Origin of the sequence: Afipia clevelandensis ATCC 49720 (assembly GCF_000336555.1) — a bacterium.
In the GTDB taxonomy this organism is placed as follows: domain Bacteria; phylum Pseudomonadota; class Alphaproteobacteria; order Rhizobiales; family Xanthobacteraceae; genus Afipia; species Afipia clevelandensis.
In genome coordinates, this window is record NZ_KB375281.1 from 317,770 (window position 1) to 330,990 (window position 13,221).

Annotated in this window: 7 protein-coding genes; 6 read left to right on the plus strand and 1 reads right to left on the minus strand. The window is 62.4% G+C overall.

The features are described from left to right. Positions 1-112 precede the first annotated feature (112 nt). From HMPREF9696_RS01375 to HMPREF9696_RS01400, 6 genes are all read left to right on the plus strand, one after another. Complete coding sequence (locus HMPREF9696_RS01375; protein ID WP_002711143.1) at positions 113-892, plus strand: ImuA family protein; 780 nt, start codon at positions 113-115, stop codon at positions 890-892. Continuing rightward, positions 789-2,378 carry a Y-family DNA polymerase gene (locus HMPREF9696_RS01380; protein WP_040301062.1) on the plus strand — a complete coding sequence of 530 codons (1,590 nt, stop codon included), beginning with the start codon at positions 789-791 and terminating at the stop codon, positions 2,376-2,378. Before HMPREF9696_RS01375 ends, HMPREF9696_RS01380 begins: the two co-directional genes overlap by 104 nt. Further along, entirely contained in the window at positions 2,375-5,749 is a 3,375-nt protein-coding gene (locus HMPREF9696_RS01385) for an error-prone DNA polymerase (protein ID WP_002711145.1), read from the plus strand. Before HMPREF9696_RS01380 ends, HMPREF9696_RS01385 begins: the two co-directional genes overlap by 4 nt. A gap of 69 nt (positions 5,750-5,818) precedes the next feature. Then, positions 5,819-7,219, plus strand: a complete 1,401-nt coding sequence (locus HMPREF9696_RS01390; protein ID WP_002711146.1) for a CoA transferase — start codon at positions 5,819-5,821, stop codon at positions 7,217-7,219. Between the two features lie 103 nt (positions 7,220-7,322). Beyond that, positions 7,323-8,585 (plus strand): efflux RND transporter periplasmic adaptor subunit, encoded by a 1,263-nt coding sequence (locus HMPREF9696_RS01395; protein ID WP_085946798.1) that lies wholly within the window; start codon positions 7,323-7,325, stop codon positions 8,583-8,585. A gap of 54 nt (positions 8,586-8,639) precedes the next feature. Then, positions 8,640-11,759, plus strand: coding sequence for an efflux RND transporter permease subunit (locus HMPREF9696_RS01400; RefSeq protein ID WP_002711148.1), 3,120 nt, complete (start codon positions 8,640-8,642; stop codon positions 11,757-11,759). Between the two features lie 3 nt (positions 11,760-11,762). Here the strand turns inward: HMPREF9696_RS01400 and HMPREF9696_RS01405 are convergent, their stop codons facing one another. Further along, complete coding sequence (locus HMPREF9696_RS01405; RefSeq protein ID WP_002711149.1) at positions 11,763-13,175, minus strand: TolC family outer membrane protein; 1,413 nt, start codon at positions 13,173-13,175, stop codon at positions 11,763-11,765. Positions 13,176-13,221 lie beyond the last annotated feature (46 nt).

Consider the following 13,221-nt stretch of genomic DNA (forward strand, 5'->3'; position numbering starts at 1 on the left):
GATTGACTCTCTCCAGCCTCTTAGCTTTATATTAGAACATATCATGAACAAATAAGTCCGTCATTCGTTCAATCGGCAGCGAATGCGGACTACGGATTTCAAGGAGCGGCGCATGAATGGCGTACGCACAAACACGCTTGCGTCTCTGCGTGGCGCCATCGGACGCCTTGAAAGCGAGCCGGATGGTCTTGCGCGCGTGACGCTAGGCCATGCCGCGGCCGACGCTGTCCTCCAGGGCGGGCTGGTGCGCGGCGCGCTGCATGAAGTGTTCGCAGAGGGTGGCCGTCACGGCGCCGCAGCGACAGGATTCATCGCGGGTCTGGCCCATCGCCTGATCGGACGGCGGCCTCTGCTCTGGGTGCAGCAGGATTTTGCGGAACGCGAATCCGGCGCGCTCTCCATGAGCGGATTGCAGGAACTCGGTCTCGATCCGCGTCTGCTGGTGATGGTGCGGGCGAAGGATGCAGAAACCGCGCTGCGTGCGGCTTCCGACGCGCTCGCCTGTGACGCGCTGGGCGCTGTGGTGCTGGATGTCTGGGGCGAGGTGCGCCAACTCGATCTGGTCGCGAGCCGCAGGCTGACGCTGGCCGCGCGTGCTTCGAATGTCGCGTGTCTCGTGCTGCGCACAGCGGCAACGCCGTCCGCCAGCACTGCGGAGACGCGGTGGATTGCGCGCGCCGCGCCTTCCTTGCCGGTCATCGAAGCATGGGGTGCGCCGATGCTGGATGCGCAGCTTGTTCGCAACCGTCACGGCGAAACTGGACGATGGATCATGGAGTGGAAATGTGATGAGGGCCTCTTCCGTGAAAGCGCGGCGCATCCTCAGTTTATGGCTCCCGCGTCTGCCGACAGACCGCTTGAAACGATTGCCGGGCGACGGCGCGCCGGATGACGCGCAGCCTTGCGTCGTCGTCGGCAAGCTGAACAACGCGCTGCAGATCACGGCGCTGAACGACGCTGCGGCGCATATCGGCCTTGAGACTGGCCTACCGTTGGCGAATGCTCGCGCCATCTGTCCCGAGGTGCAGGTCTTCGACGCCGACGAGGCGGCTGACCTCGTCTTGCTGGAAGCCATCGCCGACTGGTGCGACCGGTTCACGCCGCTGGTCGCGCTCGATCCGCCCCATGGATTACTGCTCGACATCAGCGGCTGCGCGCATCTGTTTGGTGGCGAAGCCGCGATGCTGCGCACGGTGTGTGACCGGTTCACGCGGCAGGGTTTTATCGTCAACGCGGCGATTGCTTCTACGCCGGTCTGTGCGCGGACCATGACGCGCGCGGTGCGAAGCTGCATCGTGCCCGATGGTGAAGAGGCGCGGGCGGTCAGTTCGCTTCCGGTGTTCGCCTTGTGCGCGGATGACGCCATCACGCGCGGGCTGCGCCGGGCCGGTTTGAAAACCATCGGCGATGTCGCCGCGCGTGCGCCGCATGAAATCTCCGCGCGGTTCGGCGCCGCATTTACCAGCCTGCTGCGGCAGGCATTGGGGCATGGCGATGCGCCGATCAGTCCGCGCAAGCCGCCGCCGGATTTCATGGTGGAGAAGCGCTTTGCCGAACCGGTCGCCACCGACACCGTGATTGCCGCGATTCTCTCGAGCCTCGCGCAGATGCTGGTCGCCGTGATGGACAGGCAGGGCAAGGGCGCGCGGCGGCTGGAAGCGAGTTTCTTCCGCACCGACGGCGCGGTGCGCACCATCGCGGTAGAGACCGGCCAGCCTATCACCAAGGTCAAAGTGATCGACCGCCTGTTCCGCGAGCGGCTGGATGCGCTGGCCGATCCGCTCGATCCCGGGTTCGGCTTCGACCTGATCCGGCTCTCTGCGAGCCATATCGAGATCGTGGTGCAGGAGCAGCGTGATTTCGACACCCGCGCACAGGACAATGACGATGTCGCCGCACTGGTGGACCGTCTCTCCGCGCGTCTCGGCGGCCGGCGCGTCGTGGTTCATTTGCCGCAGGATACGCATATTCCGGAACGGGCAGTATTGCCTGTGCCGGCGCAGCAGCATCTTGCCGCGGCTTCAGATGCCGAATGGCCGGAGCGTGTTCAGGCCGAGCCGCCGCTGCGGCCGCTGCGGATGTTCGAGCAGCCGGAGGAGATCGAGGTGCCATTCGCGGCGGTGCCTGACGGGCCGCCGCGCCGGTTCAAGTGGCGGCGCGCGTCGCACATGGTGACTCGCGTGGAAGGTCCCGAGCGCATTGCGATGGAATGGTGGAAAAATGGAGAGTCGTCACTCACCCGCGACTATTTCCGCGTCGAGGACGCAGAAGGGCTGCGTTTCTGGATTTATCGCGACGGTCTCTACGATCGCGAACTCATCGACGACAAGGGTGAAAGCATCAAGCCCAAATGGTTCGTCCATGGGGTGTTCGCATGAAGGTCACAGACTATGCGGAAATCGGCATCACGACCAATTTCTCGTTCCTGCGCGGCGGATCGCAGCCGCAGGACTATGTGCATCAGGCCAGTGAATACCGCCTGCCGGTGATCGGCATTGCTGATCGCAACACGCTGGCAGGCGTGGTGCGGGCCTATAGCGAGCTTTCAAACCCTGATGTCAAACATAAGCCGAGGCTTCTGATCGGATCGCGTATTGTTTTCGCAGATGGGACGCCGGACATTCTGGTCTATCCGCGTGACCGCGCAGCCTATGGCCGTCTCTGCCAGTTGCTGTCACGCGGCAAATTGAGAGCGGAGAAAGGTGAGTGTTTTCTCCGGTTCGAGGACCTGCTGGATTTTGCGGAAGGACAGTTACTGATCCTGACGCTGCCGCATCGCTTTGACTCGGCGGCAGCCTTGAAGGTGCTTGACCGGCTGAAGCGCAGCCGGGCCGATGGCGTGTGGCTGGCCGCGAGCCTGCTGTATCACGGAGACGATACGCGGCGTCTGTCTCGCCTGTATCGGATCGCCTCAACCGCGCGCGTGCCGCTGCTCGCGACCAACGATGTTCTCTATCATCATCCCGCCCGCCGTCCGCTGCAGGATGTGCTGACCTGCATTCTTGAAAAGACCACCATTCATGCCGTCGGCAAAAAGCTGCAGGCCAATGCCGAGCGGCACATGAAGCCCGGCTATGAGATGGCGCGGCTGTTTCGCGATCTGCCGGAAGCGGTTGAGGAGACGATGCGATTTGCGAAGCGCATCACGTTCACGCTCGAGGAACTGAAATATCAATATCCCGACGAGCCGGTCCCGCCGGGCAAGACGGCGCAACAGCATTTACGCGATCTCACCGAAGCCGGGATTCGGCGTTATTTCCCGGGCGGTATTGACGAGAAGCTGCGTGGAACGATCGAAAAGGAGCTGGCTCTCATCGAGAAGCTCGGCTACGCGCATTACTTCCTGACCGTACATGACATCGTTCATTATGCCCGAGGACAGAAGATATTGTGTCAGGGGCGCGGGTCGGCGGCGAATTCCGCCGTTTGCTACATGCTCGGCATTACGTCTGTAAATCCCGCTGAAACCGATGTGCTGTTCGAGCGCTTCATCTCCGAGGAGCGGCTCGAACCGCCCGATATTGATGTGGATTTCGAGCATTCGCGGCGCGAGGAGGTGATGCAGTATGTCTATCGCCGCTATGGTCGCCACCGCGCGGCGATTGTCGCCACCGTTATTCACTACCGACCGCGCAGCGCTATCCGCGATGTTGGCAAGGCACTGGGATTAACGGAGGATGTCACCGCCGCACTGGCCGATACGGTCTGGGGAAGCTGGGGCACGGGCGTCAGCGATATGCAGATCAGACAGGCAGGCTTCGACCCGCAGAACGGAATGATCCGCCGCGCGGTCGAACTCGCCACCGAACTGATCGAGTTTCCGCGCCACCTGTCGCAGCATGTCGGCGGTTATCTGCTGACGCAGGACAGCCTCGACACCTATGTGCCCATTGGCAATGCCGCGATGGACGACCGCACGTTCATCGAGTGGGACAAGGACGATATCGATGCCTTGAAAATGATGAAGGTCGATGTGCTGGCGCTGGGCATGCTGACCTGCATCCGCAAGTGCTTCGATCTGATCGCGGATCATAAAAATCGGCGCTACGAACTGGCGGACATCAAGGCGGAGAACAAGGACAGCGGTCCGGTGTTCGACATGCTGTGCCGGGGTGAATCCCTTGGCGTGTTTCAGGTGGAAAGCCGCGCGCAGATGAACATGCTGCCGCGCCTGAAGCCGCGCACCTTCTACGATCTTGTGATCGAAGTCGCCATCGTTCGTCCGGGACCGATCCAGGGCAAAATGGTGCATCCCTATCTGAAGCGGCGGCAGATGAAGCCCGAGGAGATTGAATATCCCTATCCGAAGGGAGGCGATCCGAACGAGCTTCGCAGTGTGCTGCACAAGACGCTCGGCGTACCGCTGTTTCAGGAACAGGCGATGCGCATTGCCATGGCGGCGGCGGACTTCACGCCCGAAGAGGCGAATGGCCTGCGGCGTGCGATGGCAACTTTCCGCAATGTAGGCACCATGCCGAAATTCGAGCGGCGCATGGTGGATCGCATGATCGCGCGCGGTTACGATCCTCAATTCGCGGTCAGTTGCTTCGATCAGATCAAGGGTTTCGGCAGCTACGGATTTCCCGAGAGTCATGCGGCGGCGTTCGCGCAGCTTGTCTATGTCTCGTCATGGATCAAGTACTATCATCCGGATGTGTTCTGTTGCGGTCTTCTGAATTCGCAGCCGATGGGATTCTATGCCCCGGCGCAGATCGTCGGCGATGCGCGCAAGAACGGCGTCGATATTCGCGAGATCGATGTGTCGCGCAGTTTCGGGCAGAACACGCTGGAGGAAAAATCGGGTCCTCGGGATCATTGCGCTGTGCGGCTTGGTTTCCGGCAGATCGACGGCTTCGACGTTTACGATCCGGATGACGAAAAGCTGGATGAAAGCAAGCCTGCGGCATTGCGTGGCAGGAAGAAGCCACGCGAAGATTACTGGGATCAGCGCATTGTCGCCGCGCGGGCGCGAAAGCCGTTCGGGTCACTGGAAGATTTTGCCCGTGAAACAGGATTGCCGAAACGCGCGCTGATCCTGCTGGCGGACGCCGATGCGTTCCGTTCGCTCGGGCTGGATCGCCGCGAGGCGCTCTGGACCGTACGCCGTCTGCCGGATGATGTCGCGCTACCGCTGTTTGAGAGCGCGGCGGCGCGGGAGCAGCCGGACGAAGCCGCGCAACCATTGCCGCAGATGCCGCTGCCGGAGCAGGTGGTGGCCGATTATCAGACCGTCCGGTTGTCGCTGAAGGGGCACCCGATGGAATTCCTGCGGGCCACATTTGCACGCGAAGGCATTGTTCCGTGCCGGGATGTGTCGCACGTCAGCGACAGGCGGCGCGTGCGCTGTGCCGGTGTCGTGCTGGTGCGGCAGCGGCCCGGCAGCGCCAAGGGCGTGGTGTTCATGACGCTGGAGGATGAAACCGGCATCGCCAATATCGTGGTGTGGCCGAAGGTGATGGAAAAATTCCGCAAGGAAGTGATGGGTGCCCGTCTGATCGAAGTGCAGGGGACGATCCAGAGCAGCCCGGATGAAGTCGTGCATCTGGTGGCCGAGCGTCTGGTCGATCGTTCGTCCGATCTGATGAATCTGGCCAACGATGCGCCTCGGCGAAAGCATGCCGTGCCCGATGGCGCCAATGTGATCGAGCCGCTGGAAGACGAACTGCCTGCGCGCGACGGAACTCCGCCGCACAAGATGCGTCATCCGCGCAATGTGCGAATCCTTCCACGCTCGCGGGATTTTCATTAATACGATTTGTGAATTGTGCCCGTTGACGACATCCGCATCAATCAGCACCGCTGATGCCGGAGCTGCTCCATGAAAACCATTCGCGATATCCTCTCGGACCTCTGGTCTCTCGGCGGCGGCGATCCATCCGCACTCGATACCGTCACGCTGACGGGATCTGAGCCGATCCTGCCGTCAACCTTCCGGGTCGGCGCGGCGTCTCAGGTCACGATCGCTGCCGCGGGTCTTGCCGCGGCAGAGATATGGAAAGCCCGCAGCGGACAATCGCAGGGACTTTCAGTGGATATGACTCATGCGGCGGTCGAATGCCGCAGCGAGCGCTATCTGCGCGTGGATGACAAGCCGCCGCCACCGGCGTGGGACGCCATCGCGGGCGTGTATAAAACCGGCGATGGCCGCTTCGTGCGCCTTCACACCAATTTTCCGCATCATCGCGACAATGTCTGCAAGGTGCTGGCCTGCAAGCCGGAGCGCGACGACGTGCAGCGCGCCCTGATGCAATGGAAGGGGGAGGACTTCGAGACCGCCGCCTATGCCGGCGGATGCGTGGTGTCCATGATGCGCTCGCATGATGAGTGGATGGCGACGGATCAGGCGAAGGCGCTTGACCACCTGCCGCTGATCCAGATCGAGAAGATCGGTGACGCGCCGCGGCGTCCATGGCCAATGGGTGATCGCCCGCTGTCCGGATTGCGCGTGCTCGATCTGTCGCGAGTGATCGCAGGCCCTGTTGCCGGGCGCACTTGGGCGGCGCATGGCGCGGATGTGATGTTGATTTCATCACCCAACCTGCCGTCGATCCCCTGGCTGGTGATCGACACCGGGCGCGGCAAGCTCTCTGCTTCTGCCGATCTCAAAACCGAAGCGGGACGGGATACCCTGCGCAGTCTGCTGGCGTCGGCGGATGTCTTTTTCCAGGGCTATCGTCCGCAATCCATCGCCGCGCTCGGCTTCTCGCCGGAGGACGTGGCGCAGGTCAGTCCTGGCATCGTCTATGTCTCGCTGTGTGCTTACGGCCATGCCGGGCCATGGGCGGGGCGGCGCGGATTCGATTCGCTTGTCCAGACTTCAACCGGCTTCAACGAAGCCGAGGGCAGGGCCGCCGGGACCGCTGGCCCGAAAGAACTGCCGATGCAGATCCTGGATCACGCCACAGGTTACCTGATGGCGTTCGGTGCGATGATGGCGCGATTGCGGCAGTCGCGCGAAGGCGGAAGCTGGCATGTGAAAGTGTCTCTGGCGCAGACCGGCCGCTGGCTGTGGAGCCTCGGCCGGCTCGAAGACGGCCTTTCGGCTGCTGATTTGCCGATGGATCAAGTCCTTCCTTTCCTGCAGCAAAGCCCGTCCGGATTTGGTGCGCTGCAAGACGTCCGTCATGCAGCCATCATGTCGGCGACACCGGCATTCTGGGAGCGCCCGGCAGTGCCGCTGGGATCGAGCGCGCCGGTCTGGCCGTCACGATCCCGTTAACTGAAAATAATATCCATCACGGTGTTTTTTGATTGTCCTGAACCGGGAAGTGGCCCTATTAGCTCACGGGCTGCGTCAGCCTGCCGCAGGACCATTGATACCCATGGCTGAAAAGACAACCGGATTGACTGCCTTGCTTGCCAGAGCCCGCGCGATGTCCCGGCGGACAATCGTTGTGCTCGCCGGCCTTGTCGTGGTCGCCGGAATTGCAGCTTTCAGCCTGACCCGCTCCGGCTCTATCCCGAAAGATCACTCGGACATTTCAAGCCAATCACGCAAGGGGCTGCTGCGCTATACGCCGACGGCGGCGGAATGGGCGACCCTGACCGTACAGCCGGTGACGGAGCGAGCGTTCCGCGCCGAGCATGTCACCGAAGGCAAGATTGCCGTCGATGAAGACCGCTCGACACCCGTTTTCTCGCCCTATGCCGGCCGCGTCACCAAGCTGCTCGCCCGTCCGGGGGACAAGGTCACGCAGGGCCAATCGCTGTTCGTGATCGAAGCGGCCGACAATGTGCAGGCCCAGAACGATTTCATCACGGCGGCGACCGCGCTGAACAAGGCGAAGTCGCAGCTCGAACTGGCGCAGATTCAGGACAAGCGGGCACGCGATCTTTACGAAGGCAAGGCCGCGCCGCTGAAAGACTATCAGCAGTCGCAGGCGGGGCTGGTATCGGCGCAGAACGACATGCGCTCGAGCGAGACCGCACTCGAAGCCGCACGCAATCGCCTGCGCATGCTCGGCCTGACCGAGGAAGCGATCACCGCTTTCCAGGAGAAGGGCAGCATCAACCGCGAAACCGTGATCGTCTCGCCGATCGCCGGCACCGTGGTTCAGCGCAAGATTGGTCCCGGACAATATGTCAACGCCGGCGCCAGCGATCCCGTATTCGTGGTCGGCGATCTGTCGACCGTGTGGCTGACGGCCTTCGTGCGCGAGACCGAGGCGCCTGCCATCGAAGTCGGGCAGGAAGTCATGTTCAGCGTGCTCGCGTTTCCGGGGCGGACCTTCAACGCGCGCATCAATTACATTTCCGCGGCCATTGATCCCGCCTCCCGCCGCCTGATGGTGCGCGCCACCATCGACAATCCCGGCGAAGCCCTAAAGCCGGAGATGTTCGCCAACGTCACCATCTATTCCGCCGGCGACCGCCCGGCGGTCGGTGTGCCGAAGCAGGCGCTGATCTATGAAGGCGATCAGGTGAGGGTCTGGGTGGTGCGCGACGACAAGTCCATCGAGCTGCGCCAGATCAAGATCGGCATGACCAACGGCGATCTTGTCGAGGTGAAGAGCAATCTGTCGGCAGGCGAGAATATCGTCGCGCGCGGCAGCCTGTTCATAGATCGCGCCGCGTCCGGCAGCTAGTCCGCTCCGTGTCTTTCCCCGACGTCATCCGCTCCCGCTGAAAGACCGGTCTCGATGGATCGCCTTGTCGCTCTTGCTGTCAACCGCCGCTTCCTCATGGTGGCGCTGTTCGTCATGACCATGATCGGCGGCGTCATTGCCTTCCAGCAACTGAACATCGAAGCCTATCCCGATCCCACCCCTCCGATGGTCGACATCGTGACCCAAAGCCCCGGCCTGTCGGCAGAGGAAATCGAGCGTTACATCACCATTCCGATCGAGACGCAGGTCGCGGGCGTCAAGAACCTGCGGACGCTCCGCACGATCTCGCTTTACGGGTTGTCGGACGTCAAACTGCAGTTCTCGTTCGACTACACCTATGACGAAGCCTTGCAGCAGGTGCTCAACCGGCTGTCGCAACTCAGTCCCTTGCCGGGCAACGTGCAGCCGCAGATTTCGCCGCTCAGTCCGATCGGCGAGATTTTCCGTTACCGGCTGATCGGTCCTCCGAACTACAGCGTTCTCGATCTCAAGACGTTGCAGGACTGGGTCTTGCAGCGCCGCTTCCGCAGCGTGCCCGGCGTGATCGACGTCACGAGCTGGGGCGGCAAGACCAAGACCTATGAACTTCAGGTCGATTTCAACAAGCTCACCGCCTTTGGCCTGACGTTGCCACAGGTGTTGCAGGCTGTCGGCAATGCCAACATCAATGTCGGCGGCAACACGGTGAATATCGGCACGCAGTCGGCGGTGGTCCGCGGCGTCGGCTTGATCCGCTCCATCGACGATCTGGCCACCACCATGATCTCGCAGAGCGGCGGCAATCCCGTGCTGGTGCGCGACATCGCGACCGTGACGGTGGGCGAGAAGCCGCGCCTCGGCATCGCCGGCATGAACGCGGACGACGATATCGTTCAGGGCATCGTGCTGATGCGGCGGGGTGAGCAAAGCGCGCCGACCATCGCGCGGGTGGAAAAGCTGGTCAGGTCGATCAACAAGTCGAATATCCTGCCGCCGGGCGTGCGGATCGAGCGCATCTATGACCGCAAGGACCTGATCGACACCACCACGCACACCGTGCTCCACAACATGGTGGTCGGCATTCTACTGATCGTGCTGCTCCAGTGGCTGTTCCTTGGCAATCTTCGCAGCGCCGTGATCGTCGGCGCGACGATTCCGTTCGCATTGTTCTTCGCCGTCATCATCATGGTGCTGCGCGGCGAGTCCGCCAATCTTCTGTCGGTCGGCGCCATCGACTTCGGCCTGATCGTGGACGGCACGGTCATTATGGTCGAGGCGATCTTCCGCAGATTGTCACAGACCACCGAACTGTCCGCGTCCGAGGAGCGGGCGATTTCGCCGGACACCATCATGAGCATGAAGGCCCATGCCATCCTCAGCGCTGCTGCCGACGTCTCGCGGTCGATCTTCTTTGCCGCCGCGATCATCATCGCGGCATTCCTGCCGCTGTTCACGCTGAGCGGCGTCGAGGGTCACATTTTCGGGCCGATGGCGAAAACCTACGCCTATGCACTGGCCGGCGGATTGCTCGCGACCTTCACCATTACGCCGGCTCTGAGCGCGATCATCCTGCCGGCGCACATCCAGGAAACCGAAACACGCATCATGCAGTGGTTGCATCGCGCCTACATGCCGCTGCTGCATTGGGCGACCCGCAACCGGCGGGTGGTGATTTCGGCGGCAGGCGCGCTCGTCGTTCTGACCTTCGTCGCGGTGCGGATGCTCGGGCTTGAATTCCTTCCGAAGCTGGAAGAGGGCAATCTCTGGATTCGCGCGACACTGCCGCCAACCATTTCGCTCGAGGAGGGCAATTCCTACGTCAACGAGATGCGAAAGCTCATCCGCGCGCGGCCGGAGGTGGAATCGGTCGTGTCGCAGCATGGACGGCCCGATGACGGCACCGATGCCGCCGGCCTGTTCAATGCGGAGTTCTTCGCGCCCTTGAAGCCGGTCAGCGAATGGCCCGGGTCGCGGGACAAGGATGACCTGACCAGCGAATTGCTGGCGCAGTTGCAGAAGAAGTTTCCGGGCGTCGAATTCAACTTCTCGCAATATCTGCAGGACAACGTCGCCGAGGCGGTTTCCGGCGTGAAGGGCGAGAATTCGATCAAGCTGTATGGCAATGATCTTGAGGAACTGACGAGGACCGCCAACAAGATCAAGGCCGTGCTGTCGACCGTCAAAGGTGTGACCGATCTGTCGGTGTTTACGTCGCTGGGCCAGCCGACCATCCAGATCGACATTGATCGCGCGCGCGCGGCCCGCTACGGCCTCTCGCCGGGCGACATCAACGCCACTATCCGCGTCGCCATCGGTGGCGACAGCGCGGGCGATCTGTACGAACCGGGCAGCGATCGGCATTTCCCGATCATCGTTCGTCTTGCACCGGAGTATCGCAAGAGCGCGGAGGCTATTCATAATCTTCGCATCGGCGCGCAGGGGCCGAACGGGATCCAGCAGGTGCCGCTCTCGGAAGTGGCCTCGATCAAGCTGGTGTCCGGCGCGGCGTATATCTATCGCGAGCAGCAGGAGCGCTATCTGCCGATCAAGTTCTCGGTCCGCGAGCGCGATCTCGGCAGCGCGATCAAGGAAGCCCAGGACAAGGTGGCTGAGCAGGTTCAGCTTCCCGCAGGCTCGCACATGGATTGGGTCGGCGAGTTCGGCAACCTGCAGGATGCGATCCGCCGGTTGTCCATCGTGGTGCCGATCAGCCTCGCGCTGATCGCCATTTTGCTGTGGTTCAATTTCGGATCGATGGCCGACACCTTGCTGGCCATGAGCGTCATCCCTATGGCGATCTTCGGTGGCGTGCTGGGATTGCTGTTCAGCGGCATTCCGTTCAGCGTATCCGCGGCAATCGGATTTATCGCGCTGATGGGCATCGCGGTGATGGACGGCATCATTATCCTGTCGCAATTCAATCAGCTCATCGACGAAGGCTATGGCCGAATCCGGGCCGTCATCAAGACCGGCGAACTTCAGTTGCGTCCGGTTCTGATGACCTGCGTCGTCGCTGGTATTGGTCTTCTGCCGGCGGCGGTGTCGGAGGGGATCGGCTCTCAGGTTCAGAAGCCGCTCGCGGTGGTGGTCGTCACTGGCATGGCGCTGGCGCCGCTGGTGATCCTCATCACGCTGCCGGTGCTGATCCTGATGTTCTCGCGCCGGACCCGCTAAAAGTTATCGTCCTGACGGAATGCGCAGGCCGTGCCAGGCGTCCCGCACCTGATGATAATGGACGTCGGGCAGGTAGTCCGGCGTGTTGAGACCGAGGGTGCGGACGTCGAGGCGGCCAACCGCGCTCAGAAGCGTGTAAGACGCAATCACCCGGTCGCGCTGAGCCAGAATCTGGCGGGAGCGCGCTGCCGTAAGGTCCTGCTGTGAGTTCAGCACGTCGATGGTGGTGCGCTGTCCGGCCTGCGCCTCGCGCCGGACGCCCTGCAATGCGATGTTCGCCGACTTCACCTCGGCTTCGGCGGCAGCCAATGCGACCTTGGTGCCCTCGCTGCTGACCCAGGCGCTGACCGCGGCGGTGCGCGCCTGATTTCTGACCTGTTCCAGCACGAGCCGGCTCTGGACCGCGGTTTCCTTGGCCTGTCGGGTCTGCGAGGCGGCCGTTCCGCCGTCATAAATCGGGACGGTGAGGGCGCCGACCACGGACGCCTGATCGGCGCGCTTGGTGCCGAGGTTGGGGTCGCCGTCTGAACTGCGGTTGACGTTCCCCTGTACATTCACCTGCGGCAGCAGGCTGCTCTCCGCGACACTGATGGTCGTGGTGGCGACATCGACGTCATATGATGCGGCGATGACAGCCGGGTTATCCCGGATCGAACTGTCGACCGCGTCCTGCCGGCTGCGCGGCACGAAACGGTCCACGGTCTGCGCCGGCATAAGGTTGACCGGCGGATTGCCGATGACCTGCGCATAGATCGCGCGGCTGCTTTCCAGCGCCACCTCGGCGGCGTTGAGGTCGGCGAGGCCACGGCTTAACCGGGCCTCCGCCTGCGCCGTGTCGGTCGGGGTGACATCGCCTGCGTCGAGACGCTTTTTTGTGATCCCGACCGTTTCGCGCAGGAACGAGACGTTGCCGCGCTGGGTTTCAACTAACGCCTGATTGGCGATGACGTTCATGTAGGCGGTGACAGCATCGAGCAGTACGCCCTGACCGGTATTGCGCAGAGCCTCTCGGCCGGAGAGCACCTGAAACTCCGCGACGCGGACGCTGTTCGCGGTCTTGAAGCCATTGAACAGGTTCTGTGTGATAGTAACGCCGATGGTCCAGGGCTTCAGCGTGGCGGTCTGGATGGTGTTATCCAGCAGCAGATTACGAACCGGCTGCAGGCCTGCGCTGAGGCTGGCCACGATCTGCGGGCGATAGCCTGCCAGTGCCTGCGGCACGTTTTCGTCGGTGGCACGCTGCTGGGCGCGGCTGGCGTTGATCTGCGGGTTGGATTGGTAGGCTTTGACGAGCGCCTCGTTCAGCGTCTCGGCCCGGGCGTGCGCGGAAAGCCCTGCGGACAATGCTATCCCGATTGCGGCGCCCGATACGCGAAAACGCCAGCTTTCGCTCCACCCTGAAACACGCCGAACCATGTTTTCCCGCAACAATCCAAATCACAGCCACGGTGGATTGCATGAA

Coding starts and splice junctions, on each gene's coding strand:
- HMPREF9696_RS01400 (WP_002711148.1), top strand. CDS start 8,640: ATGGATCGCCTTGTCGCTCTTGCTGTCAACCGCCGCTTCCTCATGGTG.
- HMPREF9696_RS01405 (WP_002711149.1), bottom strand. CDS start 13,175: ATGGTTCGGCGTGTTTCAGGGTGGAGCGAAAGCTGGCGTTTTCGCGTA.
- HMPREF9696_RS01395 (WP_085946798.1), top strand. CDS start 7,323: ATGGCTGAAAAGACAACCGGATTGACTGCCTTGCTTGCCAGAGCCCGC.
- HMPREF9696_RS01380 (WP_040301062.1), top strand. CDS start 789: ATGAGGGCCTCTTCCGTGAAAGCGCGGCGCATCCTCAGTTTATGGCTC.
- HMPREF9696_RS01385 (WP_002711145.1), top strand. CDS start 2,375: ATGAAGGTCACAGACTATGCGGAAATCGGCATCACGACCAATTTCTCG.
- HMPREF9696_RS01390 (WP_002711146.1), top strand. CDS start 5,819: ATGAAAACCATTCGCGATATCCTCTCGGACCTCTGGTCTCTCGGCGGC.
- HMPREF9696_RS01375 (WP_002711143.1), top strand. CDS start 113: ATGAATGGCGTACGCACAAACACGCTTGCGTCTCTGCGTGGCGCCATC.